Raw genomic sequence first — 17,148 nt, forward strand, 5'->3', positions numbered from 1 at the left:
GCAATTGTTTTATTTTGACGCTCATTCCATGAAATATCACTTCATTACTATCGAAGGCAATATCGGCGCAGGTAAAACAACCCTGGCCCATTTACTTGCCAAGAAATACGATGCCAGACTGATCCTCGAAGCATTTGCGGACAATCCCTTTCTCAGCAAATTCTACGAAAACCCCAGCCAGTTTGCTTTTCCGCTGGAACTATTCTTCATGGCAGAGCGATACAAACAACTGAAAGAGCTGATCCAATCGCGGGATCTTTTCAATACCATCACCATCAGCGATTATCTCTTCACCAAATGTTTGCTATTCGCCAAAGTGAACCTGCCCGAAGAGGAATTCAGGCTCTACCAGAAATTGTTCGATATCATCCACCAGCAATTGATCCAACCGGATATCCTCATCTACCTGCATGCACCTGTTCAGAAATTGCAGTCGAATATCAAAAGACGTAACAGACCGTATGAGCAGAATATCCCGGATGATTATCTTTTCAATATCCAGCAGACCTATACCCAGTATATCAAGCAGCACAATATCACAACCCTCTTCATCGATGCCAGCAATGCAGACTTTCTCGGTAACGAGAAACACCTGCAGGTGATCACCGATGCACTGGAAAAAGATTACGGTCCCGGTCAGCATTATTTCACTCTGCCATAACCGATTATTCCGGTACAACTGTATTTTTGTAAAATGGAATCAGGAGACAGAGGCCCGGAAAATTCCTTCGAAGTACTTAAGATCAAAGAATTCCGGTTATACATCATACAGCGCTTCTTTTTTACCATGGCTATGAGAATGATCGCCACTGTTGTCTGGTGGCAAATGTATCTCATCACAAAAAACCCGCTGGCGCTGGCTTTTATCGGGTTGTCCGAAGCTGTTCCCGCTATATTATTGTCGTTGTACTCAGGGCATGTGGTTGACAAGACCGATAACCGGAAGCTGATGCTTATCACCATTCTGCTCTATGTGGTTTGTGCAGTCGCATTGCTCACCATCACTATTCCTTCCGTAGAACAATCCGTTGGCAAACATTTCATACAGTATTCCATTTATGTGATCATCTTCAGCACCGGTGTGATCAGGGCTTTCCTGGGGCCGGTCACCAATGCTATCATGGCGCAGATGGTGCCCAAATCACATTTACCCAGCGCCGTTACCTGGAGATCCGGCACCTGGCTGGGCGCTTCTGTTATCGGCCACGCATCCGCCGGTTTCCTGATCGCCTATGCAGGTTATACCAACACTTTTGCACTCATCATTTTTTATATACTCATCTCGGCCACGGCTGCATTTTTCATTTCTGCCAAACCACCACAGCACAATAAAAAAGGACAGAAGACCTGGGAAAGTGTAAAAGAAGGATTGAAATATGTAATGGGAACGAAGGAATTGTTAGGTGCGATGGCGCTGGACCTGTTTGCAGTACTGTTCGGAGGCGCCGTAGCCATGATCCCATTCTTTGCCGGCGAGATCCTTAAAGTAGGCGCTATCGGTTTCGGATGGCTGAATGCCGCTACCGATATCGGCTCTGCGCTGGTGATCGTTTATCTCACAATATTCCCGCTGAAAAAGAACCAGGGTAAACTGTTGTTGTTTGCAGTGGCAGGATTCGGGATCTGTATCATCACATTCGGATTGAGCACTATTTACTGGCTGAGCTTTGTGGCGCTGTTACTGAGTGGCGTACTGGATGGTATCAGTGTAGTAATTCGCGGCACTATCCTGCAACTCAAAACGCCTGATGAAATGCGCGGCCGCGTTTCTGCCATCAACAGCATGTTCATCAATTCGGCAAACGAAATTGGAAGCTTCGAAAGCGGTGTTGCTGCCAAACTGATGGGAGTGGTCCCCTCCGTCCTCTTCGGCGGTGCAATGAGTGTATTGGTTGTGGTCGGCGCCTGGATCAAAGCTCCAAGCCTGCGCAAATTCCAATATTAATTTTTGCTGTGATAGCATATCAGAGTGTGCCCAGTCGCTCGTCTCCGGCGAGGATCATTCCATCACTTTCAGGCAGCCTCTCTCACAAGCGGGCACACCCGGCACACGCAACTATTTCCCGTTCGCCACCAGCTTCTCCATGACATAAAACACAGCCGGACAAAATTCCGCATTCTTCAGCGTAAGTTGAGGCCGCTTGAGGATCACATCTTCATCGGTATAAGGAAAACGATGACAGTCAGAAGGACGATCATCATAAATACTGCAATAATTATCGGCTCCTAAAAACGGGCAGGGAGTTGACTTCACCACATAATCCCCCTCTTCATCCAGTTTGAGATAAGTATCGATGAATGCGCTCTCCTTCATTCGCAGCAGCTTACTGATGCGTTTGATATCAGGAGTTTTGAATCGCGGGGAATAGTTCTTGCAACAGGCAGCGCATTGCAGACAATCGATCTGGCTGAAAGCTTCTTCATGCAGATCAGGCAATTGCTTCAGCGTTTTGTTCTTGTCCGCCGATTTGAGAAATTGTTTGTACAGTTTCTGGTGCTCTGCAGAACGCTTCTTCCACTGCATTTTTTCCAGCGCCTCTATTGAATGTCCGTTTCCAAAAAGGGGTTTAGCCACCTGATGATCAATTAAAAAATGGTTAATATGAAACTGCCTGCAAAATTACTGACAAATAATTCATAACATGGTATTTAATTTGAATATCACGTACTATGAATACGCTTCAACAGCAATTCCTTACGCTGGTATCAACACCTTTCTATGTGATCATCATCGGGATCGAGATCCTGTTGAGCAGTCTTCATCATACCCAATCTTATCATTGGAAAGATTCCGCCCGCAATTTTGCACTCAGTATACTAGGGGGTCTCACTGATTTATTGATGCGCGCTGTTTCACTTGCTGTAATGAGTTTCTGTTTTGCGCATGCACTGTTTACGCTTTCACATTCCTGGATCTATTGGGTGGTCCTTGTATTTGCCGTTGATTTCCTTCACTACTGGCTGCACCGGCTAAGCCATACCAGTCGCTTTTTCTGGGCTGTTCATGTGAACCATCATTCCAGTTCGCATTTTAATTTCACTACCGGTTTCAGGGCTGCCGTATTTGAACCTTTATATCGTTTCCTATTTTTTTTGCCGCTTCCCCTGGCAGGTTTCCAGCCCATCGATGTGCTGCTGGTGTATTCCATCCTCGAGATCTGGGCCATCTGTACACATACAGAAAAAGTAAAACGACTGGGTTGGCTCGAATACATTTTCGTTACACCATCACACCATCGCGTGCATCATGGTTCCAACATAAAGTATCTGGATAAGAACATGGGATCTGTTTTTATTTTCTGGGATAAATTGTTCGGCACCTTCCAACAGGAACTGCCTGCCGGAGAATATGAGCCCATCCGTTACGGCCTCACCAGTCCGTTAGAAGATCAATCCATCCCATCGCTTGTATTGCACGAATGGCGGGGCATCTGGGCCGACCTTAAAAGAAAGGACATTACATGGAAACAAAAAATCCAATATGTTTTCCGCGCTCCCGGATGGAGCCATGATGGCAGCAGAAAGACCAGTGAATCACTAAGAGAATGTGAAAAGGTTGGCAAATATGAATAAGCCGACTATTTTTGCCGCAGTGGAAGCCATAAGAGAACAAATACTGATCCTGATCAGCACCCCTGTTTATCTAATCATCATCGGTGCTGAAATTCTGTTGAGCAATTACCGCCACCGCAAAGCCTATACCTGGAAAGATACAGGTGTAAATGTTTACCTGATGCTGATGAATGGCGCGCTTGACCTGCTGTTCCGCGGCGTGTATCTGGTGGTGTTGGATTATTTCTATCGCCACCAGGTCTTCAACTTCGATCACGTTATCGTGTATTGGTTCATGTTAGTACTGCTGGAAGACTTCCTTTATTACTGGCTTCATCGTTTCGATCATGAGGTCAGGATTTTCTGGGCCGTGCATGTAACGCATCATTCTTCCGAACTTTTCAATTTCACGGTTGGGTTCAGATCCTCTGTATTCCAGCCGCTCTATCGTTTCATCTATTTCATTCCACTTGCACTGATGGGCTTCTCGCCGCTGGATATCATCTTCATCTATTCAGCCACGCAGATCTGGGGCATCTTTGTGCATACCGAATTCATCAAAAAGATGGGATGGCTTGAACATATACTTGTTACGCCTTCGCACCATCGTGTGCATCATGCCAGCAATCCAAAATACCTGGACAAGAACATGGGCATGTTCCTCATCATCTGGGATAAGATCTTCGGCACTTTCCAGGCCGAGCTTCCGGAAGCCGAATACCAGCCGATCAGGTACGGGCTCACTACTCCCCTCCAAAAAGAAACACCTGTTACAGTAGTGTTCCATGAATGGAGCAGCATCTGGAAAGATATCACCCGCACAGATATCACCTGGAAAGAAAAATGGAACTACCTCTTTGGACCTCCCGGCTGGAGCCACGATGGCAGCCGTCTTACCAGTGAAGAGATGCGTGCTGAAGAAGATGCACAGGCTGGTAACTCCACCGTATTGCGCTGACTGGTAGCTAGTTCTGTGCAGCAGTCCAGGCGGCTCGCTGGCTTCATATGGCGGTGTTGAAGGCTATCTGAAACACCCATTTTTCCCCAATAAATTCACCAGCTCAACAAACAGCTGTTAGTGTGACAGAATCCGCGTAACTTTGCAGCCTCTTTTTAGCGCTATAAAAGTTTATCAACTACATTATATGAATCTGTTCGAACAACAAAACGCTGAATTTATCAGCCGTCATATCGGGCCCAATGAAGCAGAGACGAAGCAAATGCTCTACACAATAGGCGAACCAAGCCTCGAGAGCCTCGTAAGCAAAACCGTCCCCCCGGGTATTCGCATGAGCAAACCGCTCAGCATCCCGCCTTCCATGAGCGAATATGAGTACCTGCAGCATATCAAGGAGATTTCCCTGAAGAACAAAGTGTTCAGGACCTATATCGGGCAGGGTTATTACGATACCATCACACCCAGTGTGATTTTACGTAATGTGTTTGAAAATCCAGGCTGGTATACCCAATACACGCCTTACCAGGCAGAAATTTCCCAGGGTCGCCTGGAAAGCCTGCTGAACTTCCAGACCATGGTGAGCGACCTTACAGGTCTCCCCATCGCCAACGCCTCCCTCCTGGATGAAGGCAGTGCGGCAGCAGAAGCCATGACTATGTTCTTCAACGCCCTCAACAGGGACCATGATCATATCACACGTCCTAAATTCTTTGTTGACCAACATACTTTCCCGCAAACGATCGATGTGATCATCACCCGCGCAACGCCCGTCGGCATTGAAGTGGTAACCGGAGATTACAAGACGGCGGAAATCGACAATACTTATTTCGGCGCGCTGGTGCAGTACCCCAACGATAAAGGCTCTGTGGAAGACTACCGCCAGTTCATCAGCAAAGTGCACGCTGCAGATGCTTACGTGGTAATGGCAACAGACCTGCTGGCGCTCACACTGCTCACGCCTCCCGGCGAGCTCGGCGCTGACGCTGCCTGCGGTTCCGCCCAACGCTTTGGCGTTCCTCTCGGATTCGGCGGACCACATGCCGCTTTCTTTGCCGTAAAAGATGATTTCAAAAGATCAATCCCAGGCCGTATCATCGGTGTTAGTATCGATGCACAGGGCAACCGCGCACTGCGCATGGCCCTCCAGACCAGGGAGCAACATATCAAACGCGAAAAAGCTACCTCGAATATCTGTACTGCACAAGCGCTCCTCGCCAATATGGCCGCGATGTACGCAGTATTCCATGGCCCGGAAGGACTGAAGAATATCGCCAAACGCGTTACCATCCTGGCCAATGCACTCAGCGAAGAACTTGCTGCTGACGGATACGATGTAGTGAACAGCAATTTCTTCGACACCGTAGTGATCAAAGTGAAAGATGCTGCCGCCATCCGCGCCAAAGCAGAAGCCGCACAGATCAATTTCCGCTACTTCAGCAACAACGAGATCGGAATCTCCGTGGATGAAACCACTTCCCTCTCCGATGTGCTGGATATTCTCCTGCTGCTTGATCAACCTAATGATCACAATGTTGCCGGGTTCAGTATCAGTGATGATGCAGGTCTCTATCATCTGCCATCTTCACTTACCCGTACCTCTCCTTTCCTCACGCATCCTGTGTTCAACACGCACCACAGCGAAACACAGATGATGCGTTATATCAAATACCTCGAGAACAAAGACCTTTCCCTCAATACCAGCATGATCTCCCTCGGCAGCTGCACCATGAAACTGAATGCAGCCAGCGAGATGATCCCTCTAAGCTGGAGCCACTGGGCAAAGATGCACCCCTTTGCACCGGTTGATCAAACGCAGGGTTACTACCAGATCGTTACTGAGCTGAGCGACTACCTCTGCAAGATCACTGCATTCGATGCCTGCAGCCTGCAACCCAACAGCGGTGCGCAGGGCGAATATGCGGGACTGTTAGTGATCCGCGAATGGCACCGTTCACGCGGCGAAGGTAATCGCAACGTAATGCTGATCCCCATCTCCGCACACGGCACCAACCCTGCATCAGCAGTGATGGCAGGCATGAAGGTGGTAGTAGTGAAAGCGCTGGAGAATGGTTATATCGATGTGGAGGACCTGAAAGCAAAAGCCAACCAGTACAGTAAAGATCTGGCAGGTATCATGATCACTTATCCCAGCACTTATGGTGTGTACGAAGAAACAGTGAAAGAGATCACCAGCATCATTCACGAGCACGGTGGTCAGGTGTATATGGACGGCGCCAACATGAACGCCCAGGTGGGCCTCACCGCGCCTGGCCTGATCGGTGCTGATGTTTGTCACCTCAACCTGCACAAAACCTTCGCCATCCCTCACGGCGGCGGCGGTCCCGGCATGGGCCCCATCTGTGTGAAAGAGCACCTGGCGCCATTCCTGCCCGGTCACGTTACCCTGGAAAATGGTAAACAGGCTACTCATGCAGTGAGTGCAGCGCCATTCGGCTCCGCAAGCATCCTGCTGATCAGCTACGCTTATATCCGCATGCTCGGTTACTCAGGAACGAAAGCTGCTACCGAATACGCGATCCTCAATGCCAACTACATGCGTTCACGCCTGCAGGGTGAGTATGAGATCCTCTATCTCGGCAGCAACGGCACCTGCGCACACGAATTCATCATCGACCTCCGCCCCTTCAAGAAATCTGCCGAGATCGAAGCGGAAGATGTAGCCAAACGCCTGATGGATTACGGCTTCCACGCGCCTACGCTCAGCTTCCCTGTTCCCGGTACGATCATGATCGAGCCTACAGAAAGTGAAGACAAAGCCGAGCTGGACCGCTTCTGCGACGCTATGCTGAGCATCCGGGAAGAGATCCGCTCTATCGAAGAAGGTAAAGCCGATAAGAAAGATAACCCGCTGAAGAATGCGCCACATACACAGCATGTAGTGATCAGCTCCGACTGGAACCGCAGCTACAGCCGTGAAACAGCTGCATTCCCACTCCCATATGTAAGCGAAAGCAAATTCTGGCCTAGTGTAAGCAGGGTAAACAATACGCATGGCGACAGAAACCTGATCTGCACCTGCGAGCCTGTTTCATCTTATGCTGAAGCGGAAGCAAACTAAGAAATAGAAAATTAGATACAGGAGGCACGCCGGTATGCGTGCCTCTTTTTTATTTCGAAGTGCCGGCGCCACGAACTGTATTGGAAACCCGGCTATTCTTCGTCAAGCAATATTTTGATCATGGCTTTGTGGCCTGTCATGAATCCGTGGAAGATCTTGAAGTTCTCCGTTTCAGTAAAGGAGGTTTTGTTGATGCCATTTTCAGTCAACTCATAGATGGTTGCATGAGGATAGGCCAGTATGATTGGAGAATGTGTTGCAATGATGAACTGCGCGCCTGCGCCAATCAGTTCATGCATTCTCGTCAGCAGGGCCATCTGCCGCGTGGGCGATAAGGCTGCTTCAGGCTCATCCAGTATATAAAGCCCATCGCCTGTGAACCGGTTCATGAAAAGCGCCCAAAAAGATTCACCGTGAGATTGCTCATGCAATGAAACGCCTCCATAACTATTGATCAGTTTCGCTCCCCTACCTTCTTTATCCAGGTCTTCCAAATTGGTAGCAAGATTGAAAAAACTCTCGCTGCGCAGGAAAAAACCATCCCGGTGTTTCGCCCCCCTGGCCAGCGTGAAATAATTGTGCAATTCGGAATGAGAAGCACGTGTGGCAAAATTAAAATTCCTGGAACCGCCTTCCGGATTGAACCCATATGCCACAGCAATAGCCTCTATCAGCGTTGATTTTCCCATTCCGTTCTCACCTGACAGATAGGTTACGCGGGGATGGAACTTAAGCGATTTCAAATGCCTGAGCGCAGGAATAGTAAAGGGGTACTGATTGGGAGTTGATACATTCTCCCGGTTATAAATAAGCTCCCTGATACCTTTGATTGACTGCACCATTGCCGGATTTTTATTTGAATCAGAAATTCAACCCTGAAGATAGTAAAATACATACCGCCATTGAATGGACCACCAATACAAAGGCCACCTCTGATGAGATGGCCTCTTTTTCGGGTAAGCCTTACAAAAGTTCATTTACAAAATAAGATGATTTCCGGGCTTGTTGATCACACAGAAAGGGTACTCCCTACCCAAAGCGTTGAGCCTGTCTACGATCTCTTCACCTGGAGGCGGTACATTCCTCACTTCGGTTAACCCTGACTGTTGAATCTGCAATGTACCGGATAATTGTTTCGCACTCTTTGGAGCTCTCCTCAACGGGGTTCTGTTAATGGCTGCCAGGCTGTTTGCTTTGTTTCTTTTCATGACCCATAAGATTTAACGATGAACGGATTAATTTTCCTTCATTTTTCTCACAAGCGTGCAATCGGACACATATAGCAAGAATCTTATGTTGAGTTCCAGGCAGGTACAGGGGTGTTACACAAAATCGCGGGAGCTGCTGAAAAATTATAACACTATAAAGATACTGCAAAACTTGCCCGTTCAACGCGTGTTCATTAAAATTTTACACAAAAAAAATAATTGGTATACATAACACCTGCATGCAATTTTAGAACCAACAAAATCCTGATCTTTGTAATCCCCCTTCCCCGTATTCTTCACACATTAAATTGCAGCTTATGGCCCACATCATACAACTGGCCGGCATTTCAGGAAGTTTACGCAAAGGCTCTTTCAATACAGCCCTGCTTCATGCAGTACATCGTATGCTACCCGACCATATGAAGATGAATATCCTTTCCATTGCTGATATACCGCTTTACAATGCAGACCTGGACTGGCCCGCCGTTGCTGAAAGGCCTGCGCCTGTTGCCCGCTTCCGGGAAGACCTGGCTAACACAGATGCAGTACTGATAGTATCACCGGAATACAATTACTCCATACCCGGAGGATTGAAGAATGCGATCGATTGGGCTTCACGTGGAGAGGACTCCCCATTGCTGGGGAAACCTGTCGCCGTAATGGGAGCAACTCAGGGTCTTTGGGGAACAGTGCGGATGCACCTGGCTTTCCACCCGGTTTTCCAGTTCCTCAATATGAAACCACTTTTCCGCCCTGAAATACTCGTAGCAAAAGCTAAAGACAAATTCGATGCAGAGCTCCGGCTCAGCGATGAGCCCACCATCCAGCTCATACAGAAACACCTGAAAGCTTTCAGCGATCATATCCTTCACTCCCAAATGCAGGTAAGCTTCCCCAATCCACAGGCATAAGTTTTTTTCAACTCATTTAAAATACAGGACATGAAAAAAAATAAGCAAAACGAGAGTAAAGAAAATACTCCTGACAAAAAGAAGAACAACGCCGCAGAAGAAGATAAGTCCAGGGAATCCGCCGAAGATCCGGACACCATCGATCTCCCGGATGTAAAAGACATCCCCGGCCAGGAACATATCCGTCCGCCAAAAATGAAAGAGTTCCGCGATACCACCATTTCCTCCTCCGATGAAGAAGGTGATGATATTTTCAATGATGACGATGAACTGCTGGATGAGGACAGCAATATCAGTCCCGAAGAACTGGAGTTACTGGATACCGCCGGTGATGATGATCCCGATGATGAACGCATTCGCAATGCCCGCCTCGATGAAGTGGACAATGACGGCGATGCCCTCAACGAAGAATCTGATCTTGGTGGTGATGACCTGGACGTACCAGGCGCTGACGAAGATGATGCAGACGAAGCCATCGGCTCAGAAGATGAAGCCAACAATCCTTACAGTGTAGACAAAGAGAATGAAGAAGAAGACCCCAACGCCAATTCTAATATCTAACCTGCATGCTGTCTTTAGAAGAGATCCTGGAAAGATTGCTGGTAGCCATGGCCATCGGAATGCTATTAGGCATCGAAAGGGAGCACCGCGATAAATCCGCCGGTCTCCGCACGCTCACCCTCATCTGCATGGGCTCCTGCATGTTCATGTTGGTATCTCTGTTCATCGATGCCGGCAATACTTACAGGACCGCCTCCAATATTGTAACTGGCATCGGTTTCATCGGTGCGGGAGTGATCTTCAAAAGCGAAAAAGGCGTCAACGGCATTACAACAGCGGCCACCATCTGGGCTACTGCCGCCGTTGGAATGGCTGTTGGCAGCGGACTTTACCTGGCCGCACTGGGCTCATGCGCACTCATCCTTATCGTACTGGCGCTTTTCATCAGGATCGAGCAATGGATAGAACGCATCAATAAGGAAAGAGTTTATACTATCACCCTGCCTTATGAGCCCGGCATAGTACAGAAATATGAAACGCTCATGAAAAGCTTTCACCTGAAATTCGAACTGGAAAAAAGGATAAAAGTGGACGATAATATGCAGTGCAGTTGGAGAGTCCAGGGTTCCAAATCAAACCAGGAAAAACTGGTGGAGGCCCTGCTGGAAGATTCCGCCATCAGGAAGTTTGAAGTGTGACCAATAAAAAAAACCGCCATCCCGGAGGATGGCGGCACAATGATATCATTGATACGGTACTATTGGAACTACAAAAACTTAGAAGTTTCTCAGAATACCAACGGCTTTTTCCTTTACGCCCGTACCTGTTGCTGAACCTTTGAGGAATATCGTATAGGAAGCGCCTTTCACAAGGTTGACATCTTCCTGCTTTGCCACTACATTTTCAGTTCCCGCTTCTTTCACAGTGATGGTGTAAGTTCCTGCATCGATCTGGTTGTTGAAACGGTTGTAAGTAATACCGCCTACGTTATCAGCAAGCGTACGGCCGGCATCAACCAGGTTGGTGCCAATAGAGATATCCACCGGGCCGATATCATGCGCCAGGTGCCAGAAACGGTAGTTCACTCTTTCAGTGCTCAATCCTTCAGTATTATCAAAGATCCTGGTAGCATGCCCCTCTCCAGTTTCATCGGAAAACAGCAGCAGTGTATAAGGCAGCAGTGTGTCGTATACTGCGGTAGGAATACTGGCTACCAGACTGTCGCCACCACCTTTTTTATAGGTAACATCAAAAGTGGCTGGTCTGATACCGGTATAGGAACCGGAAATTGTATTGAAGCTGATGGAATTGCTGCTCGCCTTCTGAGTACCGAAGTAAAGGTCTACAGACGGGGCAGTGGTTGCCATATGCATAAGATAAAGGTAGGTCAGCTTTTCAGGCTGTGAGGTACTTGATTTCAAACAACTGCTTAAAAAGGTGGTACTCAGTATCAATACCAATCCCCATGTCATTAATCTTTGCATACTTTGCACATTTAAACATTAAGTTGAGTAAAAGAGGGTAACAATTTAGAATATTCTTTAAAACCGGAAAAATATTCCATTAAAGCATTTAGACAACTTTAGAAAGATTACCGTTGCATCCCTTATTTACTTCCAAAACTGGTCTTCATCCGGGCAGCCAGTGCGGGACCGCTCCAGGTTCCGGGAACGATGATCCTCCGGATGGTGAACAGGGGGTCCTGCTGATCACGGGGAGCATATAACTGGAAAGCCGCCAACATGCCCCGCTTTTTCAGTTCCGGAATAGCCTGCGGGTTCCAGAGTCCGAACGGATAAGCAAAATACCGAATGCGTTTGCCGGTAATTTCCTCCAGTTGTTTTGACGGCTTTTCTATCTGGACCTTCCAGTCATCTCCCTGATATTTTTTCACATTGTGATGGTCCCAGGTATGGGAACCAATGGTATGACCGGCATCGGACAGTGATTTCACCTGTTCTATGCTCATGTAGCGTGGCCTTCCCAGGGAAACCGTCATTACGAAAAACACGCCTTTGAACCCGTACCTGTCCATTACCGGTTTGGCAAAAGTGTACTGGTTCAGGTCTGTATCATCAAAGGTGAGCATTACCGGTTTGGAAGGCAGCGCCTTTCCGGTGTTCAGGTATTCATAGAGCTGGTCTGGCAGGATAGTATGGTAACCACTGTCGGCCAGCATCTTCATCTGCGCGGCAAATGCAGCTTCAGGAACGATATAATCCCGGGCGGACTTGGAGTCAGTGGGCTTCCAGTTGCGCACCTGGTGATAACAAAGAACAGGTACCTCCGGTCTGGCAAGGATAGTAGCTGCATCGGCCACTTTGATTGTTGAAGGATCGATATTGTTTCCGGGTGAATTTGCTGCGCCTGGGTTTTCAGCAACAATTGAATCTATTGCAGGAACAGGAATGCTGGCGGGTTCGCCGGCCCTGGCTTCGGTACTCAGGTTGCAGGCTTGCAATGCACTACCTGTTAACAATACAAAGGCTATGGTGCGAATCTTCGCAATGGGTTGTTGGAGCAGGGTTTTCATAGTTATTGATGGTAATAAGAATCAAACTTTTTTAGAAACGGTGCATGGTATAGTTTTGTTGCGATTCCGTTCATGATTGTAAAAGATTATTATAAAGTCCTGGAGGTAACGCCTGTAGCCAGTTTGCAGGAGATCAGGAAATCATTTCGCAGGCTGGCCATCAAATACCATCCCGATAAAAACGATGGCGACCATCTGGCCGCCGCACGCTTCATTGAGATACAGGAGGCCTGGGAAGTATTGAGTGATCCGCAAAAAAGGGAAGAGTATAATTACAACAGGTGGTACACCAGAAGAACAGGCGCCGGCTATACAGAACAATCGCTTACGCCGGAAGAGATACTTGCATCATCCGATAAAGTGAAGAACACTATCGCTTCCATGAATTTCTTCCAGGTGGATTTCCACTCACTCTCAAATCATATCCGCCAGTTGCTGAATGAAACCAATCTCAATATTCTCCGCCAGTTCAACCGTATCAATACCAATCACCAGATAATAAAGAACCTGCTGCAGGCCGCAGCTCCATTGCCTCTGAAAGAACATCAGCCGGTACACATATCATTGATGCAACTGGCCGGTGATGACGAGGAAATGAAACAGCTTTTGCAGCAGGCCCTTCGTGCCAAAAAACAGCGCGATCAGTGGGACCGCTATAAATGGCTGGTGGTGATACTGATCATCGCCTTCATTTGCTGGCTGATGGTGGCAGTATCAGACACCTGATCACTTCATTGCCGGTAAAGGAATATCACGTTTCAGCATTTCATTCCTGTTGGCCATTTCCCAGGCGGTGTAGAATACCAGTTGTGCTCTTTTTGCCAGCATTTCATATCCGATCTTATCAGGGGTATCCGTTGGCCTGTGGTAGTCCGCATGCACTCCATTGAAATAGAAGATCACCGGAACGCCTTTACGTGCGAAATTGTAATGGTCGCTGCGATAATAGATGCGCTCCTTATCATTGGGATCATTGAATTTGTAATCCAGGTCCAGCTTCGTGTATTTCCTGTTCATGGATTCGCTGATAGGGCGCAGGTCTGAACTGAGCTTGTCGTCACCTACCACATACACGTAATTGGCGCTGTCTTTTCTTTTCCGGGTAGGATCGATCCTGCCGATCATATCGATATTGAGATCTGCAGTTGTTTTTTCCAGCGGAAAGATGGGATGTTCGCTGTAATATTCGGAACCCCAGAGCCCTTTCTCTTCACCTGATACGCACATGAACACGATGGTCCTGCGCGGGCCCTTGCCTTCATTCTTTGCCTTCACAAAAGCTTCAGCCATTTCCAGGATGGCCACTGTACCGGAACCATCATCATCTGCGCCATAGTTGATCTCCTCTCCATGTTTGCCGATATGATCATAATGGGCAGTGATGAAGAGGTATTCATCTTTCTTATCAGTTCCTTCCAGCACACCCAGCACGTTGGTGCTTTCCAGGCGCTCGATCGTTTTTTTGTTTTGCAGGACCACTTCAGTTTTGAAGGTTTTCGATTGTGCATTACCGTTCTTCACGGCTGCACTGTCGGATTTGTATTGCTCGGCTCCCATGATAGCCTTGCCTACTGTATCGGAAACGAAGAAAACGTTCGGTCCAGCGGTTGGCTTGAAAGCGTTGGTGTACATATTGCCACCAAAACTTCTGCCTCCTCTTGTAGAAGCAGACACAAAGAGCACAACAGCCGCACCATGCAGGCGGGCATTTTCCACGAAGTTGGAGCCGGGATCGGTAATACGGCGACGGAAATTTGTATTAGGCTTGCCGGGCATGATCAGTACAGCTTTGCCTGCCACGTCCAGTCCCTTGTAACTGTCGTGCGTACTGTCTGTAAGGCCATCGCCCACAAATACCACTTCACTCAGGTAATAAGTGGCTTCATTGGCGCCGCCATAACTCATGATGTCTGTAAAATCCTTTCCGTTCACTTCGATGGATGTTTTTCCATCCTTATCCCGGTAAACCGGAAATGCCTGCTGGTAACTGCTTCCATTACCCGGGGCCAGTCCCAGTTTTTGGAAATGGTCCCGGATATAGGCAGCAGCTTTTCGTTGCCCTTCCGTAGCGGTTTCCCGCCCTTCCATTTCTTTGGAGGCTACAATGTAGAGATGCGTTTTGAGTTCAGCAGCAGTAATAGTGGCTGCATAGGGCTTAGGGTTGGCCGGCTTTTGAGCAATGGCAGCCAACGACATGCCCGTGAGAGCAAGTAGTAAGTATGATTTCATTATTCCCAATTTCTGATCGTAAAATATAAACCTGGACCGGAATACTAACACCGGTTAGGCTGAATGGCGAATTGACTGCGTTGAGTGGTTACTCAAATTCACTCAGCTCCAGCCAGCGCAATTCTTTTTCATCCAGCAAATTCCCGATCTCGCCTATGCGAAGGCTCAATGACTGCAGTTCATCGAATGGCGCGCTGCCGCTGTTGAGTTTTTCAGTTACAATTTCTTTTTCTTTGGTGAGCGCCGCTATCTCTTTTTCCAATTGTTCGAATTCTCTTTTTTCCTTGAAGGAGAGACGCTTCTTCTCTTCAGGCTTTGTAGCTTTTTCCTGTTTTTGTTCTGCTTTCGGAGCGGCTGATTCTTTCTGTTCTTCTTCTTTCTTGTTCAGGCGATATTGTGTGTAATTGCCGGGGAAGTCGCGCACCACGCCATCTCCATCAAATACGAAGAGATGGTCCACCAGCCTGTCCATGAAATAACGGTCGTGCGAAACGATGAGCAGGCAACCCTGGAAATCGCTGAGGAAATTCTCCAGCACTGCCAGCGTGGGCAGGTCCAGGTCATTGGTGGGCTCATCCAGTATGAGGAAGTTCGGATTGCGGAAAAGGATACTCAGCAGGTGTAGCCTTCTTTTTTCACCTCCGCTCAAACTTGAGATATAGGTGTATTGTTGTTCCGGCGGGAACAGAAAGAGTTGCAGGAACTGCGCAGCGCTGAGTGATCCGCCGCTTGCCAGCGGAAAACTTTCTGCGATATTCTTCACAAATTCGATCACGCGCATATCTTCCTTGATATACAGGCCACCCTGCGAATAGTTGCCGAAGATCACGGTTTCCCCTATATTGATCTTGCCGCTGTCTGCTTCTTCGAGGCCCTGGAGTATATTGATGAAAGTGGATTTACCAACGCCATTCTTTCCCACCACGCCTGCGCGTTCTCCTTTTTTGAAAGTATAATCGAATCCTTTGAGGATCACTTTATCGCCGTAGCTCTTGTACACTTTTTTCAGTTCGATCACTTTACCTCCGAGCCGGTTCATTTTCATCTGCAGCTGGAGCTGTTGTTCTTCTATACGTTGTTTGGCTTTCGCTTCCACTTCGTAAAAATTATCCTGCCTGCTTTTAGATTTGGTGGTGCGGGCCTTGGGTTGTTTGCGCATCCATTCCAGTTCTTTGCGATAGGTGTTGCGGGCCTTGTCGATACTGGCGGCTTCGCTTTCCTGGCGTGCAGCTTTCTTTTCGAGATAATTCTCGTAATCGCCTTTATATACGAAGAGATCACTGCGGTCGAGTTCCCAGATCTCTTCACAAACGGCATCGAGGAAGTACCGGTCGTGCGTCACCAGCAGGAGCGTGATATGTTGCTGACTGAGATAATGTTCCAGCCATTCCACCATTTCCACATCGAGGTGGTTGGTAGGTTCATCCATGATCAGCAGCACATGCTTGTGTTCGAAGCCGATATCGATGAGTGTTTTGGCGAGCGCCACTCTTTTACGCTGACCGCCGCTGAGTGTGCCCACAGGCTGATTGAGGTGATGGATATTGAGTTTGCCGAGGATCTGTTTCACTTTTGCATCGAAGTCCCAGGCGCCCATTTCATCCATTTTCACGATGGCGGCGCTCAGTTTCTCAGGATCTTCCTCTTCGCTGAGGGCTTCATATTCCTTGATGGCATTGATCACGGGGTGATTGTGATGGAAGATATTGTCCAGCACGCTCCATCCTTCATTGAATTCAGGTTCCTGTTCAAAGAGCGCAACGGTCACTTCCTTGTTGATCCACACAGTGCCTTCATCCGCAGTTTCAACGCCACTGAGGATTCGCAACAGGGTTGATTTCCCACTTCCATTGCGCGCCACCAGTGCGATCTTGTCGCCCTCTTCGATATGAAAGGAAATATTCTCGAACAAAGGCTTGATACCGTAAGATTTGGTAAGCCCTTCTACTGAAACATAATGCATGGCGCAAAGATATTCCTATTTTATCAGAGTGCCGCCAGTCGCTCGCCTCTGGCGAGTGACCTGTATTTCTTCGCCTCTGGCGAAGGATCGCCGGAGGCGATCAAATAGAAGTCACTCGCCAGAGGCGAGCGACTGGCGGCACGCTGCTTTTTTTATTCAAACCGCACGCTGCTTTTCTATTCTACCTGCACTCTATTCCACCTGGGCCTTGCTC

16 protein-coding genes are annotated in these 17,148 nt (G+C 48.1%); 9 read left to right on the forward strand and 7 right to left on the reverse strand.

Features of this window, described 5'->3' with window-relative positions; all coding sequences use genetic code 11:
- Positions 1-28: 28 nt before the first annotated feature.
- Together D9Y29_RS16375 and D9Y29_RS16380 are read left to right on the forward strand one after the other, a co-directional pair.
- A complete protein-coding gene (locus tag D9Y29_RS16375; protein WP_127130125.1) occupies positions 29-661 on the forward strand; it encodes a deoxynucleoside kinase in 633 nt (210 codons plus the stop codon).
- Between the two features lie 33 nt (positions 662-694).
- Positions 695-1,945, forward strand: coding sequence for an MFS transporter (locus D9Y29_RS16380; RefSeq protein WP_127130127.1), 1,251 nt, complete (start codon positions 695-697; stop codon positions 1,943-1,945).
- A gap of 111 nt (positions 1,946-2,056) precedes the next feature.
- Here D9Y29_RS16380 and D9Y29_RS16385 read toward each other — a convergent pair whose 3' ends face one another.
- Positions 2,057-2,575 (reverse strand): YkgJ family cysteine cluster protein, encoded by a 519-nt coding sequence (locus D9Y29_RS16385; RefSeq protein ID WP_241237959.1) that lies wholly within the window; start codon positions 2,573-2,575, stop codon positions 2,057-2,059.
- Between the two features lie 95 nt (positions 2,576-2,670).
- On the opposite strand from D9Y29_RS16385, the gene D9Y29_RS16390 reads away from it, so the two are divergent.
- The 3 genes from D9Y29_RS16390 (at position 2,671) to gcvP (ending at position 7,589) form a co-directional block, all read left to right on the forward strand.
- Positions 2,671-3,573 carry a sterol desaturase family protein gene (locus D9Y29_RS16390; protein WP_127130129.1) on the forward strand — a complete coding sequence of 301 codons (903 nt, stop codon included), beginning with the start codon at positions 2,671-2,673 and terminating at the stop codon, positions 3,571-3,573.
- Entirely contained in the window at positions 3,566-4,510 is a 945-nt protein-coding gene (locus tag D9Y29_RS16395; protein WP_241237960.1) for a sterol desaturase family protein, read from the forward strand. Before D9Y29_RS16390 ends, D9Y29_RS16395 begins: the two co-directional genes overlap by 8 nt.
- Before the next feature lie 187 nt (positions 4,511-4,697).
- Positions 4,698-7,589 carry an aminomethyl-transferring glycine dehydrogenase gene (gcvP, locus tag D9Y29_RS16400; RefSeq protein ID WP_127130131.1) on the forward strand — a complete coding sequence of 964 codons (2,892 nt, stop codon included), beginning with the start codon at positions 4,698-4,700 and terminating at the stop codon, positions 7,587-7,589.
- Positions 7,590-7,681: 92 nt separating this feature from the next.
- On the opposite strand, the gene D9Y29_RS16405 is transcribed toward gcvP, so the two are convergent.
- Positions 7,682-8,431 carry an AAA family ATPase gene (locus D9Y29_RS16405; protein WP_127130133.1) on the reverse strand — a complete coding sequence of 250 codons (750 nt, stop codon included), beginning with the start codon at positions 8,429-8,431 and terminating at the stop codon, positions 7,682-7,684.
- A 135-nt stretch (positions 8,432-8,566) separates the two neighbouring features.
- Positions 8,567-8,797, reverse strand: a complete 231-nt coding sequence (locus D9Y29_RS16410; protein ID WP_127130135.1) for a hypothetical protein — start codon at positions 8,795-8,797, stop codon at positions 8,567-8,569.
- A gap of 317 nt (positions 8,798-9,114) precedes the next feature.
- Here D9Y29_RS16410 and D9Y29_RS16415 point away from each other — a divergent pair, with 317 nt between their 5' ends.
- The 3 genes from D9Y29_RS16415 to D9Y29_RS16425 are packed head-to-tail and all read left to right on the forward strand — an operon-like array spanning position 9,115 to position 10,907.
- Positions 9,115-9,708, forward strand: a complete 594-nt coding sequence (locus tag D9Y29_RS16415; RefSeq protein ID WP_127130137.1) for an NADPH-dependent FMN reductase — start codon at positions 9,115-9,117, stop codon at positions 9,706-9,708.
- A 30-nt stretch (positions 9,709-9,738) separates the two neighbouring features.
- Positions 9,739-10,269, forward strand: a complete 531-nt coding sequence (locus D9Y29_RS16420) for a hypothetical protein (RefSeq protein ID WP_127130139.1) — start codon at positions 9,739-9,741, stop codon at positions 10,267-10,269.
- 5 nt (positions 10,270-10,274) lie between these two features.
- Complete coding sequence (locus D9Y29_RS16425; protein WP_127130140.1) at positions 10,275-10,907, forward strand: MgtC/SapB family protein; 633 nt, start codon at positions 10,275-10,277, stop codon at positions 10,905-10,907.
- Between the two features lie 78 nt (positions 10,908-10,985).
- Here the strand turns inward: D9Y29_RS16425 and D9Y29_RS16430 are convergent, their stop codons facing one another.
- Together D9Y29_RS16430 and D9Y29_RS16435 are read right to left on the reverse strand one after the other, a co-directional pair.
- Positions 10,986-11,693, reverse strand: a complete 708-nt coding sequence (locus tag D9Y29_RS16430; RefSeq protein WP_338143008.1) for a DUF4397 domain-containing protein — start codon at positions 11,691-11,693, stop codon at positions 10,986-10,988.
- A gap of 122 nt (positions 11,694-11,815) precedes the next feature.
- On the reverse strand, positions 11,816-12,742 hold the full coding sequence (locus D9Y29_RS16435; RefSeq protein WP_127130144.1) for a polysaccharide deacetylase family protein: 927 nt from the start codon (positions 12,740-12,742) through the stop codon (positions 11,816-11,818).
- A gap of 72 nt (positions 12,743-12,814) precedes the next feature.
- Here D9Y29_RS16435 and D9Y29_RS16440 point away from each other — a divergent pair, with 72 nt between their 5' ends.
- Complete coding sequence (locus D9Y29_RS16440; protein WP_127130146.1) at positions 12,815-13,468, forward strand: J domain-containing protein; 654 nt, start codon at positions 12,815-12,817, stop codon at positions 13,466-13,468.
- Here the strand turns inward: D9Y29_RS16440 and D9Y29_RS16445 are convergent, their stop codons facing one another.
- Together D9Y29_RS16445 and D9Y29_RS16450 are read right to left on the reverse strand one after the other, a co-directional pair.
- A complete protein-coding gene (locus D9Y29_RS16445; protein WP_127130148.1) occupies positions 13,469-14,971 on the reverse strand; it encodes a M28 family peptidase in 1,503 nt (500 codons plus the stop codon).
- Positions 14,972-15,059: 88 nt separating this feature from the next.
- Entirely contained in the window at positions 15,060-16,934 is a 1,875-nt protein-coding gene (locus D9Y29_RS16450) for an ABC-F family ATP-binding cassette domain-containing protein (RefSeq protein WP_127130150.1), read from the reverse strand.
- Positions 16,935-17,148 lie beyond the last annotated feature (214 nt).

The sequence above is a fragment of the Pseudoflavitalea rhizosphaerae genome, from assembly GCF_003991355.1.
In the GTDB taxonomy this organism is placed as follows: Bacteria; Bacteroidota; Bacteroidia; order Chitinophagales; family Chitinophagaceae; genus Pseudobacter; species Pseudobacter rhizosphaerae.